Source organism: Streptomyces sp. NPDC032721, from assembly GCF_055579625.1.
This window is the reverse complement of sequence record NZ_JBVIMX010000019.1, coordinates 120,328-136,583: the sequence shown is the minus strand read 5'-3', so window position 1 is coordinate 136,583 and position 16,256 is coordinate 120,328. Positions and strand designations below refer to the sequence as shown.

16 protein-coding genes are annotated in these 16,256 nt (G+C 68.6%); 15 read left to right on the top strand and 1 reads right to left on the bottom strand.

The window, feature by feature from the left end:
- Positions 1 to 31: 31 nt before the first annotated feature.
- From prmC to ACZ5PB_RS33090, 15 genes are all read left to right on the top strand, one after another.
- The gene (prmC, locus tag ACZ5PB_RS33160; RefSeq protein WP_468696338.1) at positions 32 to 877 is read left to right on the top strand and encodes a peptide chain release factor N(5)-glutamine methyltransferase; all 846 of its coding nucleotides are present in this window, start codon (positions 32 to 34) and stop codon (positions 875 to 877) included.
- A 65-nt stretch (positions 878 to 942) separates the two neighbouring features.
- A complete protein-coding gene (locus ACZ5PB_RS33155; RefSeq protein ID WP_468696337.1) occupies positions 943 to 1,590 on the top strand; it encodes an L-threonylcarbamoyladenylate synthase in 648 nt (215 codons plus the stop codon).
- On the top strand, positions 1,587 to 2,234 hold the full coding sequence (locus tag ACZ5PB_RS33150; RefSeq protein ID WP_468696335.1) for an arsenate reductase/protein-tyrosine-phosphatase family protein: 648 nt from the start codon (positions 1,587 to 1,589) through the stop codon (positions 2,232 to 2,234). Before ACZ5PB_RS33155 ends, ACZ5PB_RS33150 begins: the two co-directional genes overlap by 4 nt.
- Before the next feature lie 285 nt (positions 2,235 to 2,519).
- Positions 2,520 to 3,797, top strand: coding sequence for a serine hydroxymethyltransferase (locus ACZ5PB_RS33145; RefSeq protein ID WP_468696334.1), 1,278 nt, complete (start codon positions 2,520 to 2,522; stop codon positions 3,795 to 3,797).
- Between the two features lie 116 nt (positions 3,798 to 3,913).
- The gene (locus ACZ5PB_RS33140) at positions 3,914 to 5,233 is read left to right on the top strand and encodes an MraY family glycosyltransferase (RefSeq protein WP_468696332.1); all 1,320 of its coding nucleotides are present in this window, start codon (positions 3,914 to 3,916) and stop codon (positions 5,231 to 5,233) included.
- 278 nt (positions 5,234 to 5,511) lie between these two features.
- A complete protein-coding gene (locus ACZ5PB_RS33135; protein WP_468696330.1) occupies positions 5,512 to 5,949 on the top strand; it encodes a hypothetical protein in 438 nt (145 codons plus the stop codon).
- Between the two features lie 228 nt (positions 5,950 to 6,177).
- On the top strand, positions 6,178 to 6,987 hold the full coding sequence (gene atpB, locus ACZ5PB_RS33130) for a F0F1 ATP synthase subunit A (protein ID WP_468696329.1): 810 nt from the start codon (positions 6,178 to 6,180) through the stop codon (positions 6,985 to 6,987).
- A 104-nt stretch (positions 6,988 to 7,091) separates the two neighbouring features.
- The gene (atpE, locus tag ACZ5PB_RS33125) at positions 7,092 to 7,349 is read left to right on the top strand and encodes an ATP synthase F0 subunit C (protein WP_189826685.1); all 258 of its coding nucleotides are present in this window, start codon (positions 7,092 to 7,094) and stop codon (positions 7,347 to 7,349) included.
- Positions 7,350 to 7,391: 42 nt separating this feature from the next.
- Positions 7,392 to 7,937, top strand: coding sequence for a F0F1 ATP synthase subunit B (locus tag ACZ5PB_RS33120; protein WP_468696327.1), 546 nt, complete (start codon positions 7,392 to 7,394; stop codon positions 7,935 to 7,937).
- Positions 7,934 to 8,749, top strand: a complete 816-nt coding sequence (locus tag ACZ5PB_RS33115; protein WP_468696326.1) for a F0F1 ATP synthase subunit delta — start codon at positions 7,934 to 7,936, stop codon at positions 8,747 to 8,749. The genes ACZ5PB_RS33120 and ACZ5PB_RS33115 overlap by 4 nt, the downstream gene beginning before the upstream one ends.
- Positions 8,750 to 8,880: 131 nt before the next feature.
- Positions 8,881 to 10,476 carry a F0F1 ATP synthase subunit alpha gene (gene atpA, locus ACZ5PB_RS33110; RefSeq protein ID WP_468696324.1) on the top strand — a complete coding sequence of 532 codons (1,596 nt, stop codon included), beginning with the start codon at positions 8,881 to 8,883 and terminating at the stop codon, positions 10,474 to 10,476.
- Between the two features lie 20 nt (positions 10,477 to 10,496).
- A complete protein-coding gene (locus ACZ5PB_RS33105; protein ID WP_468696323.1) occupies positions 10,497 to 11,414 on the top strand; it encodes a F0F1 ATP synthase subunit gamma in 918 nt (305 codons plus the stop codon).
- Positions 11,414 to 12,856 (top strand): F0F1 ATP synthase subunit beta, encoded by a 1,443-nt coding sequence (gene atpD / locus ACZ5PB_RS33100; protein WP_468696321.1) that lies wholly within the window; start codon positions 11,414 to 11,416, stop codon positions 12,854 to 12,856. Before ACZ5PB_RS33105 ends, atpD begins: the two co-directional genes overlap by 1 nt.
- 130 nt (positions 12,857 to 12,986) lie before the next feature.
- On the top strand, positions 12,987 to 13,361 hold the full coding sequence (locus tag ACZ5PB_RS33095) for a F0F1 ATP synthase subunit epsilon (protein WP_468696319.1): 375 nt from the start codon (positions 12,987 to 12,989) through the stop codon (positions 13,359 to 13,361).
- Between the two features lie 167 nt (positions 13,362 to 13,528).
- The gene (locus tag ACZ5PB_RS33090) at positions 13,529 to 13,975 is read left to right on the top strand and encodes a DUF2550 domain-containing protein (protein WP_468696318.1); all 447 of its coding nucleotides are present in this window, start codon (positions 13,529 to 13,531) and stop codon (positions 13,973 to 13,975) included.
- 89 nt (positions 13,976 to 14,064) lie between these two features.
- On the opposite strand, the gene ACZ5PB_RS33085 is transcribed toward ACZ5PB_RS33090, so the two are convergent.
- Complete coding sequence (locus ACZ5PB_RS33085; RefSeq protein WP_468696316.1) at positions 14,065 to 15,927, bottom strand: glycosyl hydrolase family 18 protein; 1,863 nt, start codon at positions 15,925 to 15,927, stop codon at positions 14,065 to 14,067.
- Positions 15,928 to 16,256 lie beyond the last annotated feature (329 nt).

Sequence of the window (16,256 nt, the reverse complement as noted above, 5' to 3'; positions counted from 1 at the left end):
CCCAGCTGTCCCTGCAAGCCGGAGGATCCGGATGAATCTGCTGCTCGCCGAGGTGGCGCAGGCCACCCAGCGGCTGGCCGACGCCGGCGTGCCCTCACCGCGCTTCGACGCGGAGGAGCTCGCCTCGTTCGTCCACGGTGTCAAGCGGGGAGAGCTGCACCGGGTCCCCGACAGCGACTTCGACGCCCGCTACTGGGAGGCCATCGCCCGCCGCGAGGCCCGCGAACCGCTCCAGCACATCACCGGGCGGGCCTTCTTCCGCTACCTGGAGCTCCAGGTCGGACCCGGCGTCTTCGTGCCCCGGCCGGAGACCGAGTCGGTCGTCAGCTGGGCCATAGACGCCGTACGCGCCATGGACGTGGTCGAACCGCTGATCATCGACCTGTGCACCGGCTCGGGCGCCATCGCGCTCGCGCTGGCCCAGGAGGTGCCGCGCTCGCGCGTGCACGCCGTGGAGCTCGACGAGGGCGCCCTCAAGTGGACCCGCAAGAACGTCGACGGGTCCCGGGTCGTCCTGCACCACGGGGACGCGCTCACCGCGCTGCCCGAGCTGGACGGCCAGGTCGACCTGGTGATCTCCAACCCGCCGTACATCCCGCTCACCGAGTGGGAGTACGTCGCCCCCGAGGCCCGCGACCACGACCCGCAGATGTCCCTCTTCTCCGGCGAGGACGGGCTCGACCTGATCCGGGGCATCGAGCGCACCGCGCACCGGCTGCTGCGGCCCGGCGGCGTCGTCGTCATCGAGCACGCCGACACCCAGGGCGGCCAGGTCCCGTGGATCTTCACCGAGGAGCGGGGCTGGGCGGACGCGGCCGACCACCCCGACCTCAACAACCGCCCGCGCTTCGCCACCGCCCGCAAGGCCATGCCGTGACCGGCGCCCCGTACAGCCACGTGAATGTGCACAGCCCGAAGTTCCTGCCCGAGGGGGTCCGTTAAATGGCACGGCGATACGACTGCAACGACGCGACCGACCGCAAGACCGGTCTGCGCGAAGCCGCCTCGGCAGTGCGCCGGGGCGAGCTGGTCGTCCTGCCCACCGACACGGTCTACGGGATCGGTGCGGACGCGTTCAGCAGCGAGGCGGTCGGTGACCTCCTGGAGGCCAAGGGGCGTGGCCGCAACATGCCCAGCCCCGTCCTCATCGGCTCCCCGAACACCCTGCACGGCCTGGTCACCGACTTCTCCGAGCAGGCCTGGGACCTCGTCGACGCGTTCTGGCCCGGCGGGCTGACCCTGGTCGCCCGGCACCAGCCGTCCCTCCAGTGGGACCTCGGCGACACCCGGGGCACCGTCGCCGTCCGGATGCCGCTGCACCCGGTCGCCATCGAGCTGCTCACCGAGGTCGGCCCGATGGCGGTTTCCTCGGGCAACCTCACCGGCCACCCGGCCCCGGAGACCTGCGACGCCGCCCTGGAGATGCTGGGCGACTCCGTCTCCGTCTATCTGGACGGCGGCCCGACCCCGGGCAACCTGCCGTCCTCGATCGTCGATGTCACCGGCACGGTGCCGGTACTGCTGCGGGCCGGAGTGCTCAGCGCGGAGGAGCTCCGCAAGGTCGTACCCGATCTTGAGGTGGCGAGTTGACCGCCCTCTACGGGCGTGGCACAGCAGAAGGCATATCGGGGACCTCCTTCCGTATCCTCCACGTCAGCACCGGCAACGTCTGCCGCTCGCCGATCACCGAGCGGCTGACCCGCCATGCCCTGGCGGACCGCCTCGGCGACCCCTCCTTCGGCGGACTGATCGTGGAGAGCGCCGGCACCTGGGGCCACGAGGGCGCCCCCATGGAGGCCAACGCCGCCGCCGTCCTCGCCGACTTCGGCGCCGACGCCGACGGCTTCACCGGCCGCGAGCTCCTCGACGAGCACGTCATCCGCGCCGACCTCGTCCTCACCGCCACCCGCGACCACCGCGCCCAGGTGATCTCCATGGGCCACAGCGCGGGCCTGCGCACCTTCACCCTGAAGGAGTTCAACCGCCTGGTGCGGGCCATAGACCCGCTGACGCTGCCCGACCCCCTTGAGGACGGCGTGGTCGAGCGCGCCCGCGCCCTGGTCAGGGCCGCCGCCGCCCTGCGCGGCTGGCTGCTGGCCCCGAGCGAGGAGGCCGACGAGGTGTACGACCCGTACGGCGCCCCGATCACCTTCTTCCGCTCCATCGGCGAAGAGATCAACGCGGCACTCGACCCGGTGGTCACCGCACTGACGGGCGTCCCGGCGAAGCAGTAGACCTCGTGGATGGCCCCCGTCCGGACGGAGTCCGGCGCAGCGGGCCGAAGCCTGGGAGGCCCCCAGGGGCCGAGCGGTGCGAGGTGCGCGTCGGGAGGAGGTGCTCAACGCGGCACTCGACCCGGTGGTCACCGCACTGACGGGCGTCCCGGCGAAGCAGTGACGGGCGTCCCGGCCAAGGGCTGAGGGCACGGGCCGAGTTCGCGTACGCCGGGCGGGGTCGGCATGGCGGGCCTACATTGGGGGACACGCCACAGAAGTCCCCACCCAGGCCCGGAGCCGGAGATGCCCGCTCTCACCGCACCCGCACCAGCCGACCCGCACCATGCCCCGAGTCACCCCGGTTACGGGCCCGACTTCGAGGCGCTGGCCCGGCAGGACCCCGAGATCGCCGACGTCGTGCGCGGGGAGGCAGCCCGGACCGCCCGCGGCCTCCAGTTGGTCGCCGCCGAGAACTTCGTCTCGCCCGCCGTGCTGGCCGCCCTCGGCTCCCCGCTCACCAACAAGTACGCGGAGGGCTACCCCGGCGCCCGGCACCACGGCGGCTGCGAGGTCGTCGACGCCGCCGAGCGGATCGCCGTGGACCGGGCCAAGGGCCTGTTCGGCGCCGCGCACGCGAACGTACAGCCGCACTCCGGATCGGCCGCCGTCCTCGCCGCGTACGCCGCCCTGCTCAAGCCCGGCGACACCCTGCTGGCGACCGGCCTGCCGTCCGGCGGGCACCTCACGCACGGCTCGCCCGCCAACTTCTCCGGGCGCTGGTTCGACGTCGTCGGGTACGGGGTCGACGCCGAGAGCGGCCTCATCGACTACGACCAGGTGTACGCGCTGGCCCGCACGCACCGCCCCCGGGCCATCGTCGTCGGCTCGATCTCCTACCCCCGCCACCCCGACTACGCGGCCTTCCGCGCCATCGCCGACGACGTCGGTGCCTATCTGGTGGCGGACGCCGCGCACCCGATCGGCCTGGTCGCCGGGGGAGCGGCGCCCAGCCCCGTCCCGTACGCCGACGTCGTCTGCGCCACCACGCACAAGGTGCTGCGCGGTCCGCGCGGCGGGATGTTGCTGTGCGGCGAGGAGCTGGCGGAGCGGATCGACCGGGCGGTGTTCCCGTTCACCCAGGGCGGCGCGCAGATGCACACGATCGCGGCGAAGGCGGTCGCCTTCGGCGAGGCGGCGGGTCCGGCCTTCACCACGTACGCCCATCAGGTGGTCTCCAACGCGCGCGTACTCGCCGACGGTCTCGCCGCCGAGGGCTTCGCGATCACGACCGGCGGAACCGACACCCACCTGATCACCGCCGACCCCGCACCGCTCGGCCTGGACGGGCGCGAGGCGAAGGCCCGGCTGGCAGGGGCCGGGATCGTGCTGGACACCTGCGCACTGCCGTACGGAGAGGGCCGTGGCCTGCGGCTCGGTACGGCGGCCGTGACCACGCAGGGCATGGGGGAGGCCGAGATGGCGCGCATCGTCGCGCTGTTCTCACTCGCGCTGAGGGGAGAACGGAATGCGCCGACGGAGGTACGGGAGCTGGCCGGCAGGTTTGCTCCGTACGGGGGCTGAAAGGGCCCGCCGTCGCGCGACGGGAACCGACGACCGGGACCCGAGTGTCCTCAACCCCGTGCGCGCGAAGCTAGGGTGTGGGGCTGAGATGGCCAGCGATAACTGTGGGGCAGCCCGTGCGTGAATACCTGTTGACGCTCTGCGTCACGGCCGCGGTGACCTATCTGCTGACGGGCCCGGTGCGGAAGTTCGCCATCGCGTCCGGAGCGATGCCGGAGATCCGCGCCCGCGACGTCCACCGGGAGCCGACACCGCGGCTCGGCGGCATCGCCATGTTCGGCGGTCTGTGCGCCGGTCTGCTCGTGGCGGACCACCTGGAGAGCCTCAACGGCGTCTTCGAACTCTCCAACGAGCCGCGCGCGCTGCTCTCCGGAGCGGCCGTGATCTGGCTGATCGGCGTACTGGACGACAAGTTCGAGATCGACGCGCTGATCAAGCTGGGCGGCCAGTTCATCGCCGCCGGCGTCATGGTCATGCAGGGCCTGACCGTGCTCTACCTGCCGATCCCCGGCATCGGCATGGTCTCGCTGACCGCCTGGCAGGGCAATCTGCTCGCCGTCGCGCTGGTCGTCATCACCATCAACGCGGTCAACTTCGTGGACGGCCTCGACGGCCTCGCGGCGGGCATGGTCTGCATCGCCGCCGCCGCGTTCTTCCTGTACGCCTACCGGATCTGGTTCCGGTACGGGATCGAGGAGGCGGCCCCCGCCACGCTCTTCGCCGCCATCCTGATCGGCATGTGCGTGGGCTTCCTGCCACACAACATGCATCCGGCCAGGATCTTCATGGGCGACTCCGGCTCGATGCTGATCGGCCTGGTGCTTGCGGCCGGCGCCATCTCGGTGACCGGCCAGGTCGACGGCGACGCGATGCGGCTCTTCGCGGGCGGCGAGCGGGCGGCCACCCGCGCGATGCTGCCGGTCTTCATCCCGCTGCTGCTGCCGCTGACCATCATCGCGATCCCGTTCGCGGACCTGGTACTGGCGATCGTACGGAGGACCTGGCAGGGCAAGTCGCCGTTCGCCGCCGACCGCGGGCACCTGCACCACCGGCTCCTGGAGATCGGCCACTCGCACAGCAGGGCGGTGCTGATCATGTACTTCTGGTCGGCGCTGATCGCGTTCGGCATGGTCACCTACTCGGTGCACTCCGCGAGCATGTGGATCGTGCTGCTGATCGTGGCGCTGAGCGCGGTGGGTCTCGTACTGCTGCTCCTGCCGCGCTTCACCCCGAGGGCGCCCCGCTGGATGGAGGCTTTCGTTCCGCCTCGCTACCGGCGTCGGCGGACCCAGGTGGTGGCCTCGTCGGCGACGGCGTCCCAGAAGGCCGCCGAGGCCGGCGAGACGGTGGACGAAAGCGACGAAGCGGACCGCGAGCCGGTGCCGGCGGGTGTCAACGGTGCGACCGCCGTGGGTACCCGTTCGCGTTTCAACTGACACGTCCGGGTTGACGATTACCTCATCGCGTCCCATTACCAGACAAAGCGATGGCGTGCAGTGCACACACGGGCGCGGTCACTCTCATGTGTGACAGCAACCACACTTTCTGGGTAAAGACTGCATCAAATAGTTTGTGATACGGTTCACGAGACCCGGCGACAGAGCCGAAGGGCCCCGGTGCGAGGGCCCATCGGCCCGAGGACCCTTCTCGATCCGGGCTTACGCTCGTCCATGACGACACCACTGCCCCCACCAAGCAAAGCGGAGCTGCCGCCATGCCGTCCAACGACGTCCGGACACTCCTCCGAACCGCTGTACCTTCCGCTGCCGTCGGCGCTCTCGCCGTCGTGGTCGGCGCACTGGTCAGCGGTGGCGAAGGAGCGCTCGGAGCACTCGTGGGTGCGGGGCTCGCGATCGTTTTCATGGGGGGTGGGCTGGTGGCACTCCAGCGCACCGCGAAGCGGCTGCCGCAGCTCTTCCAGGCCATGGGGCTTCTGCTCTATGTGCTCCAACTGCTGTTGCTGTTCGTCTTCCTGGCAGTGTTCAAGGGAACAGAGCTGTTCGACTTCAAGGTGTTCGGTTTCGCACTGCTCGCCACCACCATCGTGTGGATCGCCGCCCAGGCGCGCGCCTACATGAAGGCCAAGATCCTTTACGTCGACCCCGATTCCGCAGAGGCCGAAAAGCCCCAGAAGACCGGGTCCGCGACGTGAAGGGTAGGGCCGGGATAAATGGCCGTTCGAGATCCTGCTATCGTCCGGTGCCAACTGCGGCACTGCGGGCGCGGGCATCCGAGCTGACGCCTGTCCCAGCGCGAGGCTCGATGCCGAACCGCCCCGCCCAGCTTTTCAAGACCACCAGTCCAGTGCCGACCCGCGGCTTCCTGCCGCGCCGACACAACGAGGTTGCCGTACCTATGCGCCACGCTGAAGGAGCCCGCGGTGAGTGCTGACACAACGCTTGCCTTTGATGCGAGCTGCCACATTTTCACCGGATGCGGGTTCCCGGCTCCGGGTCTCCACACCTTCCTGTACAAGCCGATGTTCGAGGTGGCGGGCTTCGAGTTCACGAAGCCCATGCTGCTCGCGCTGCTCAGCTCGCTGTTGATCGTCGTCTTCTTCTGGGCGGCCTTCAACAAGCCGAAGCTGGTTCCCGGCAAGGTCCAGATGATCGGTGAGGCCGGGTACGACTTCGTACGCCGCGGCATCGTGTACGAGATCATCGGCAAGAAGGACGGCGAGAAGTACGTCCCGCTGATGGTGTCGCTGTTCTTCTTCGTATGGATCATGAACGTCTGGTCCATCATTCCGCTCGCCCAGTTCCCGGTCCCGTCGCTGATCGCCTTCCCGGCCGGTCTCGCGCTGATCGTGTACGTGCTCTGGGTCTCGCTGACCTTCCGCAAGCACGGCTGGGTCGGCGGCTGGAAGAACATCACCGGCTACGACAAGTCGCTCGGCTGGGTCCTGCCGCTCGTCGTGGTCATCGAGTTCTTCTCGAACCTGGTCATCCGGCCCTTCACCCACGCGGTGCGACTGTTCGCGAACATGTTCGCCGGTCACCTGCTGATCGTGATGTTCACGCTGGCCTCCTGGTACCTGATGAACGGCATCGGCATCGCCTACGGCACCGTGTCGTTCGTCATGGTCCTGGTGATGACGGTCTTCGAGCTGTTCATCCAGGCCGTCCAGGCTTACGTCTTCGTGCTCCTGGCCTCCAGCTACGTCCAGGGCGCTCTCGCCAAGGGCCACTGAGCCAGCACGACCGGGCCGGCGCACAGCGCGGGCCTCGCCCCCAGAACCAACAGACGTCCGGTGGCCAACCCCCATCGGTCCGTGAAAGAGAAGGAAGTAACGGCATGTCCGCTGCTCTCGAGCTTGTCAACCTCGCTGCTGGCGCCAAGGAGAACGTCGTCGGCAACGTCGCCTCCATCGGCTACGGCCTCGCCGCGATCGGCCCCGGCGTCGGCGTCGGCATCATCTTCGGTAACGGCACCCAGGCCCTCGCGCGTCAGCCCGAGGCCGCCGGCCTGATCCGCACCAACCAGATCATGGGCTTCGCCTTCTGTGAGGCTCTCGCCCTCATCGGCATCGTCATGGGCTTCGTCTACCAGTAAGCCCGGACCGACAGCCAACTACCTTTCACGGAAGGCACTGATGTGAACGCTCTGTTCCTTGCGGCGGCTGAGGAGCCTCAGAATCCTCTGGTCCCGCATCTCGACGAGCTGGTCATCGGTCTGATCGCCTTCGTCATCGTCTTCGGCTTCCTCGCCAAGAAGCTCCTCCCGAACATCAACAAGGTTCTGGAGCAGCGCCGCGAGGCCATCGAAGGCGGTATCGAGAAGGCCGATGAGGCCCGGATCGAAGCCGAGAGCGTCCTGGAGCAGTACAAGGCTCAGCTCGCCGAGGCCCGCCACGAGGCCGCGCGCCTGCGCCAGGAGGCGCTGGAGCAGGGCACTGCGCTCAAGGAAGACCTGCGCGCAGAGGGCCAGCGGCAGCGTGAGGAAATCATCGCTGCCGGGCACGCCCAGATCGAGGCCGACCGCAAGCAGGCCGCACTGTCGCTCCGCCAGGACGTCGGCAAGCTGGCCACCGACCTGGCCGGCAAGCTGGTCGGCGAGTCCCTTGAGGACCACGCCCGCCAGAGCCGCACCATCGACCGTTTCCTCAACGAGCTTGAGGAGAAGGCCGAGGCGGCCCGATGAACGGCGCGAGCCGCGAGGCACTGGGCAACGCCCGGGACAGCCTCGACGCGCTGACGGACACCAGCTCCGTCGACGCGACGAAGCTGGCCGGCGACCTGGCCGCCGTCACCGCGCTGCTCGACCGTGAGGTCTCGCTGCGCCGGGTCCTCACCGACCCGTCGCAGTCCGGCGAGGCCAAGGCCGAGCTGGCCGGGCGTCTGCTCGACGGTCAGGTCAGCGGCACTGCCGTCGACCTGGTCAAGGGCATGGTCCGTTCCCGCTGGTCGCAGTCCCGCGACCTGGTCGACACGCTGGAGGAGCTGGCGAGCACCGCCGACTTCACCGCCGCGCAGCAGGCCGGGACGCTCGACAACGTCGAGGACGAGCTGTTCCGCTTCGGCCGGATCGTCTCGTCCAGCACCGAGCTGCGCTCCGCGCTCACCGACCGGTCGGCCACCACGGCCGCCAAGAGCGAGCTGCTCCGCAGCCTGCTCGGCGGCAAGGCCGAGACGGTCACCGAGCGTCTGGTCGTGCGCCTGGTGACGCAGCCCCGTGGACGTAGCCTGGAATCGGGACTCGACTCCCTCTCCAAGCTCGCCGCGGAGCGCCGCAGCCGGATGGTCGCGGAGGTCACCTCCGCGGTGCCCCTCACCGACCAGCAGAAGCAGCGCCTCGGCGCGGCCCTGGCGAAGATCTACGGTCGCGAGATGCACCTGAACCTCGACGTGGACCCTGCGGTCCTCGGCGGAATCCAGGTCCGTGTCGGCGACGAGTTCATCAACGGGACCATCGCGGAGCGCCTCGACGAGGCCTCCCGCCGCATGGCCGGCTGACGCCACCCCGTACGAAGTAGTAAGCAGCACCACGCATTGCCGGCGGCCCGGTTGGGCCGCAGAGGATTCCTGGGGGCCGACCCCAGACCCCTAGAAAACTTCGGGCCCAACAAGGAGAGCAGGGAACCCAGATGGCGGAGCTCACGATCCGGCCGGAGGAGATCCGGGACGCACTGGAGAACTTTGTCCAGTCGTACAAGCCGGACGCGGCCTCGCGCGAGGAGGTCGGAACTGTCAGCGTTGCCGGCGACGGCATCGCGAAGGTCGAGGGTCTTCCCTCGGCCATGGCGAACGAACTGCTGAAGTTCGAGGACGGAACCCTCGGTCTCGCCCTCAACCTCGAAGAGCGCGAGATCGGTGCGATCGTCCTCGGCGAGTTCAGCGGAATCGAGGAGGGCCAGCCGGTGCAGCGCACCGGTGAGGTGCTCTCCGTCGGCGTCGGCGAGGGCTACCTCGGCCGCGTCGTCGACCCGCTCGGCAACCCGATCGACGGCCTCGGCGAGATCGAGACCGAGGGCCGCCGCGCCCTGGAGCTTCAGGCTCCGGGCGTCATGGTCCGCAAGTCCGTGCACGAGCCGATGCAGACCGGCTACAAGGCCGTCGACTCGATGGTGCCGATCGGCCGTGGTCAGCGTCAGCTGATCATCGGCGACCGCCAGACGGGCAAGACCGCGCTGGCCGTCGACACGATCATCAACCAGCGTGACAACTGGCGCTCGGGCGACGTGAACAAGCAGGTGCGCTGCATCTACGTCGCCATCGGTCAGAAGGGCTCCACCATCGCCTCCGTGCGTGGTGCGCTCCAGGAGGCCGGCGCGCTCGAGTACACGACGATCGTCGCCGCCCCCGCGTCCGACCCGGCCGGCTTCAAGTACCTGGCGCCGTACACCGGTTCGGCCATCGGCCAGCACTGGATGTACGACGGCAAGCACGTCCTCATCATCTTCGACGACCTGTCGAAGCAGGCCGACGCCTACCGCGCCGTGTCGCTGCTGCTGCGCCGTCCGCCGGGCCGCGAGGCCTACCCGGGCGACGTCTTCTACCTGCACTCGCGTCTCCTTGAGCGTTGCGCGAAGCTCTCGGACGACCTGGGTGCCGGTTCGATGACGGGCCTGCCCATCGTCGAGACCAAGGCGAACGACGTGTCGGCGTTCATTCCGACCAACGTCATCTCCATCACCGACGGTCAGTGCTTCCTGGAGTCGGACCTCTTCAACGCCAACCAGCGTCCGGCGCTCAACGTCGGTATCTCGGTGTCGCGTGTCGGTGGTTCGGCCCAGCACAAGGCGATGCGTCAGGTCTCCGGCCGACTGCGTCTGGACCTCGCCCAGTACCGCGAGCTGGAGGCGTTCGCCGCCTTCGGTTCCGACCTGGACGCGGCCTCCAAGTCGTCGCTGGAGCGCGGCAAGCGTCTGGTCGAGCTGCTGAAGCAGGGCCAGTACCAGCCGATGCCCGTCGAGGAGCAGGTCGTCTCCGTCTGGGCCGGCACCACCGGCAAGATGGACGAGGTCCCGGTCAACGACATCCGCCGCTTCGAGAGCGAGCTGCTGGACTACATGCGCCGCGAGCGCAAGGACCTCCTCACCTCGATCGCCGAGGGCGCCAAGATGAACGACGACACGCTGCAGTCCATCGCCGACGCGATCGCCACGTTCAAGGGGCGGTTCGAGACCTCGGACGGCAAGTCCCTGGGCGAGGACGCACCGGCCGTCAACGTCTCCAAGTGACGACGGAAGGGACCTGACTCATGGGAGCGCAGCTCCGGGTCTACAAGCGTCGCATCCGATCCGTCACCGCGACCAAGAAGATCACCAAGGCGATGGAGATGATCGCCGCCGCACGCATCGTCAAGGCTCAGCGCCAGGTGGCGGCTTCCATGCCGTACGCCAACGAGCTGAACCGCGCGGTGACGGCGGTGGCGACCGGATCCAACACCAAGCACCCGCTGACGACCGAGGTCGAGGCCCCGACCCGGGCCGCGATCCTGCTCATCACGAGTGACCGCGGCCTGGCCGGCGGTTACTCCTCCAACGCCATCAAGGCGGCGGAGAAGCTCACCGAGCGACTGCGCGGCGAGGGCAAGGAGGTCGACACGTACATCGTCGGCCGCAAGGGAGTGGCCTACTACGGGTTCCGCGAGCGCAAGGTCGTGGATTCGTGGACGGGCTTCACCGACAGCCCCACGTACGCGGACGCCAAGAGTGTCGCCGGCCCGATCATCGAGGCCGTCACCACGGAGACGGCCGAGGGCGGCGTCGACGAACTGCACATCGTCTTCACGGAATTCGTGTCGATGATGACGCAGAACCCGGTCGAGAACCGGATGCTGCCGCTCTCGCTCGACACGGTCGAGAAGGAGGAGGGCACGAAGGACGAGATCCTTCCGCTCTTCGACTTCGAGCCCTCGGCGGAGGACGTCCTGGACGCCCTGCTGCCGCGATACGTCGAAAGCCGTATCTACAACGCACTGCTTCAGGCCGCCGCCTCCGAGCACGCCGCCCGTCGTCGTGCGATGAAGTCGGCGACCGACAACGCCGGGGAGCTCATCAAGAGCCTCTCCCGGCTTGCCAACGCGGCCCGCCAGGCCGAAATCACCCAGGAAATCAGCGAGATCGTCGGTGGCTCCAGCGCCCTCGCCGACGCGAACGCGGGGAGTGACAAGTAATGACGACCACAGTGGAGACGGCCGCCGCCACGGGCCGTGTCGCCCGTGTCATCGGCCCTGTCGTCGACGTGGAGTTCCCCGTCGACGCCATGCCGGAGATCTACAACGCCCTCAAGGTCCAGGTCGCAGACCCGGCCGAGGACGGCAAGCTCAAGACGCTGACCCTGGAAGTCGCCCTGCACCTGGGTGACGGCCTGGTCCGTGCGATCTCGATGCAGCCGACCGACGGTCTGGTCCGCCAGGCCCCGGTCGTCAACACCGGCGAGGGCATCACCGTCCCCGTCGGCGAGATCACCAAGGGCAAGGTGTTCAACACCCTCGGCGAGATCCTGAACAAGCCGGAGGCGAACGCCGAGGTGACCGAGCGGTGGCCCATCCACCGCAAGGCCCCGTCCTTCGACCAGCTTGAGTCGAAGACCGAGATGTTCGAGACCGGCATCAAGGTCATCGACCTTCTCACCCCGTACGTCAAGGGTGGAAAGATCGGTCTGTTCGGTGGTGCCGGTGTCGGCAAGACCGTGCTGATCCAGGAAATGATCTACCGCGTGGCCAACAACCACGACGGTGTGTCGGTGTTCGCCGGTGTCGGTGAGCGCACCCGTGAGGGCAACGACCTCATCGAGGAAATGGCCGACTCGGGCGTCATCGACAAGACGGCCCTTGTCTTCGGCCAGATGGACGAGCCGCCGGGCACGCGTCTTCGCGTCGCGCTCTCGGGTCTGACCATGGCGGAGTACTTCCGCGATGTGCAGAAGCAGGACGTGCTCTTCTTCATCGACAACATCTTCCGCTACACGCAGGCGGGTTCCGAGGTCTCCACGCTCCTCGGCCGCATGCCGTCCGCGGTGGGTTACCAGCCGAACCTGGCCGACGAGATGGGTCTCCTCCAGGAGCGCATCACCTCGACCCGTGGTCACTCGATCACCTCGATGCAGGCGATCTACGTCCCCGCGGACGACCTGACCGACCCGGCGCCGGCCACCACCTTCGCCCACCTGGACGCGACGACCGTTCTGTCGCGCCCGATCTCGGAGAAGGGCATCTACCCCGCGGTGGACCCGCTCGACTCCACGTCGCGCATCCTGGACCCCCGCTACATCGCGGCGGACCACTACGCGACCGCGATGCGCGTCAAGGCGATCCTGCAGAAGTACAAGGACCTCCAGGACATCATCGCGATCCTCGGTATCGACGAGCTGGGCGAGGAGGACAAGCTCGTTGTCCACCGTGCCCGTCGTGTCGAGCGCTTCCTGTCGCAGAACACCCACGTCGCCAAGCAGTTCACCGGCGTGGACGGTTCGGACGTTCCGCTCGACGAGTCGATCACCGCGTTCAACGCGATCTGCGACGGTGACTACGACCACTTCCCCGAGCAGGCGTTCTTCCTGTGCGGTGGCATTGAGGACCTCAAGGCCAACGCCAAGGAGCTCGGCGTCAGCTGACGTCGGGCGGCGCCACCCGTAGTGCCGTACGTGTGAGAGGGGCGGGCCCGCCCGCCCCTCTCCCGTACACCCCCTAGACTTTGACCCAACACCCGGCAGCAGTGCCGGGTGGTGACCCGAGGAGCCACCCTTGGCTGCTGAGCTGCACGTCGAGCTGGTCGCTGCGGACCGCAACGTCTGGTCCGGCGAGGCCACCCTGGTCGTCGCGCGCACCACGTCCGGCGACATCGGCGTCATGCCCGGTCACCAGCCGCTTCTGGGTGTGCTGGAATCGGGCCCCGTGACCATCCGTACGAGTGAGGGCGACACCGTCGTCGCCGCCGTCCACGGCGGTTTCATCTCGTTCGCCGACAACAAGCTGTCTCTGCTCGCGGAGATCGCCGAGCTGGCCGACGAGATCGACCAGGCCCGTGCGGAGCGGGCGCTGGAGCGCGCGAAGGAGGCCGCGGACGCGGCTGCCGAGCGTCGCGCCGACGTCCGTCTGCGTGCGGTGGCGGGACACTGAGTCCCGCCGCACGACACGAGAATTAACCTCAGCCGCGGCTCGTACTGGATACTTCCGGGACGGGTCGCGGCTGAGGCGATGCAGGTGCGGGTGCAGGTGCAGGTGCTGTTGCAGTTCTGAAGTGCTTTTCCGTAGTGGTACTGGATGAGGCGAGGAGGTCGTAGGAGATGATCCTCGCTCTGCTTGTGTGCGGCTCTGTCGTCCTGCTGGTGCTGGTGGGACTCTTCGTCTTCGGACTGCGCAGGAGGCTGATCCAGCGCTCCGGCGGCACCTTCGACTGTTCCCTGCGCTGGGACACCACCGAGGAGCTGGACACGTCCGGCAAGGGGTGGGTCTACGGCGTCGCCCGCTACAGCGGCGACCGGATCGCCTGGTTCCGGGTCTTCTCGTACGCGCCCAAGCCGCGCCGGGTCCTGGAGCGTTCGGCCATCGAGGTCGTCACCCGCCGCTCGCCCGAGGGCGAGGAGGAGCTGGCGCTGCTGTCCGACGCGCACATCCTGGGCTGTGTCCACCGGGGTACGCGTCTGGAGCTGGCGATGAGCGAGGACGCGCTGACCGGTTTCCTGGCGTGGCTGGAGGCGGCGCCGCCCGGCCAGCGGGTGAACGTGGCTTAGCGGTCGGTGAACCGGACGTACGAAGGCCGGGAAGTCGGGGGCGGACCCGACTTCCCGGCCTTCTGCCTTGAGGGGCTGTCCTACGGGGCCTACTTCAGGCCGGAGTCGATGGCCGTGACCAGCTCGCCGTTGGCGGTGTCACCGCTGAACTCCCAGAAGAAGGCGCCGCCCAGGCCCTGGGCCTTCGACCAGGCCATCTTGGAGTTGATGGTGGCCGGGGTGTCGTAGCTCCACCAGTTGGTGCCGCAGTGGGCGTAGGCGGTGCCGGCGACGGTGCCGTTGGAGGGGCAGCTGTTCTTGAGGACCTTGTAGTCCTCGATGCCCTGCTCGTACGTTCCTGCGGCCGGACCCGTGGCGGTGCCGCCCGGCTCCTTCTGGGTGACGCCGGTCCAGCCGCGGCCGTAGAAGCCGATGCCGAGCAGCAGCTTCTTGGCCGGAACGCCCTTGGCCTTCAGCTTGGCGATGGCGTCGGCGGAGTTGAAGCCGGCCTGCGGGATGCCCGGGTAGGAGGTGAGCGGGGAGTGCGGGGCCGTCGGGCCCTTGGCCGCCCAGGCGCCGAAGAAGTCGTACGTCATCACGTTGTACCAGTCGAAGGACTTGGCGGCCGTGGCGTAGTCGGCGGCGTCGATCTTGCCGCCGTCCGAGGCGTCGGCGGTGATGGCGGCGGTGACCAGGTTGTTGGCACCGAACTTGGTGCGCAGTGCGGAGGCCAGGTTGCCGAGTGCGGCGGGACCGCTGGTGTCGCAGGTCAGGCCGCAGGCGTTCGGGTACTCCCAGTCGATGTCGATGCCGTCGAAGACGTCGGCCCAGCGCGGGTCCTCGACCAGCTTGTAGCAGGAGTCGGCGAACGCGGCCGGGTTCTGCGCCGCCTGGCCGAAGCCGCCGGACCAGGTCCAGCCGCCGAACGACCAGATCACCTTGATGTGCGGGTACTTGGCCTTGAGCTTGCGCAGCTGGTTGAAGTTGCCGCGCAGCGGCTGGTCCCAGGTGTCGGCGACGCCGTCGACGGACTGGTCGGCGGTGTAGGCCTTGTCGTAGTCGGCGAAGGCGTCACCGATGGTGCACTTGCCGCCCTGGACGTTGCCGAAGGCGTAGTTGATGTGCGTGATCTTCGCTGCGGAGCCGGAGGTGACCAGGTTCTTGACGTGGTAATTGCGCCCGTAGACGCCCCAGTTGGTGAAGTAGCCGAGCTTCACCTGGTCGCCGGGTCCGGGGCCCGGGTCGGTGCCGCCGCCAGTGGTCTTGACCGCGACGGAGCCGCTGGCCGGGCCCGTCTGGTCGGCGGTGTCGCGGGCCTGGATCGCGTACGAGTAACTGGTGCCCTTGGTGAGGGAGTTGTCGGTGTACGTGAGGCCGGTGACGGTGGCGACCTTGGCGCCGTCGCGCAGGACGTCGTAGTTCTTGATGCCCTTGTCGTCGGTGGCGGCGGTCCAGGTCAGCTTGGCCGAGGTGTCGGTGATGTCACTGGCGACCGGGGTGCCGGGGGCGCTGGGGGCGGCGTCACCGGGCTGTGAACCGCCGTCGCAGGAGGCTCCGTTGAGCTTGCAGCCGGTCGGGTTGCCGGAGCCGGTGCCGTTGAAGCCGAAGGTCACGGCGGCACCGGGGGCCAGGGTGCCGTTCCAGGAGAGGTTCTTGGCGGTGTAGTGGTTGCCGGTGGAGGTGAGGGAGGCGTCCCAGGCGGAGCCCGCCTTGGTGCCGGTGGGGAAGTCCCACTCCACGGTCCACGAGGAAAGGGTGGTGGTACCGGTGTTCTTGACGGTCCAGGAGCCCTCGAAGCCGGTGCCCCAGTCGGACTTCTTGGTGTACGTCGCCGTCGCGGCGGGGGCGGCCTCTGCGGGGGAGGCGAGGCCGACCATCGCGGCGAGGGGAAGGGCGAGCGCGGTGAGCGTGGCCGTCAGGCGCCTTCTCAAGCGCGAGGGGCGTGGGGGACTAAGGGGGGTTGCAGTACTCAAGGGTTGCTCCCGAGAGAGAGGTCCGACATGACGGGGATGGGACCTGCGCCGCCAGGTGAGCACGCCCGGAAACCGGGGAGGCATTGTCATGGCGTGCTCACCACTGCAGTGCCGCGAGCGTGCCAAGGTCTGGACCAATCGTCAAGAGGTCTGGACCAGAGAAGGCGAATCCCCTGGCGCGCGCCGAGCCACGGTCGAGCGGGCCCCAACTGCCCCGCCGGGAGGCCCGGTCTCTCCTTCGAAGGGTGCACAGCGGTTTCGTCACTAGGGACGATGCCGGGGGAGATCCGGGCTGTGATCCTTGGGGGTACTAACGGGAGGTGTGCTGG

Excerpts from the sequence above, each read along its gene's own strand:
- ACZ5PB_RS33135 (WP_468696330.1), top strand. The coding sequence starts at position 5,512 with ATGCCGTCCAACGACGTCCGGACACTCCTCCGAACCGCTGTACCTTCC.
- atpD (WP_468696321.1), top strand. The coding sequence starts at position 11,414 with ATGACGACCACAGTGGAGACGGCCGCCGCCACGGGCCGTGTCGCCCGT.
- atpE (WP_189826685.1), top strand. The coding sequence starts at position 7,092 with ATGTCCGCTGCTCTCGAGCTTGTCAACCTCGCTGCTGGCGCCAAGGAG.
- atpA (WP_468696324.1), top strand. The coding sequence starts at position 8,881 with ATGGCGGAGCTCACGATCCGGCCGGAGGAGATCCGGGACGCACTGGAG.
- prmC (WP_468696338.1), top strand. The coding sequence starts at position 32 with ATGAATCTGCTGCTCGCCGAGGTGGCGCAGGCCACCCAGCGGCTGGCC.
- ACZ5PB_RS33115 (WP_468696326.1), top strand. The coding sequence starts at position 7,934 with ATGAACGGCGCGAGCCGCGAGGCACTGGGCAACGCCCGGGACAGCCTC.
- ACZ5PB_RS33105 (WP_468696323.1), top strand. The coding sequence starts at position 10,497 with ATGGGAGCGCAGCTCCGGGTCTACAAGCGTCGCATCCGATCCGTCACC.
- ACZ5PB_RS33145 (WP_468696334.1), top strand. The coding sequence starts at position 2,520 with ATGCCCGCTCTCACCGCACCCGCACCAGCCGACCCGCACCATGCCCCG.
- ACZ5PB_RS33155 (WP_468696337.1), top strand. The coding sequence starts at position 943 with ATGGCACGGCGATACGACTGCAACGACGCGACCGACCGCAAGACCGGT.
- ACZ5PB_RS33090 (WP_468696318.1), top strand. The coding sequence starts at position 13,529 with ATGATCCTCGCTCTGCTTGTGTGCGGCTCTGTCGTCCTGCTGGTGCTG.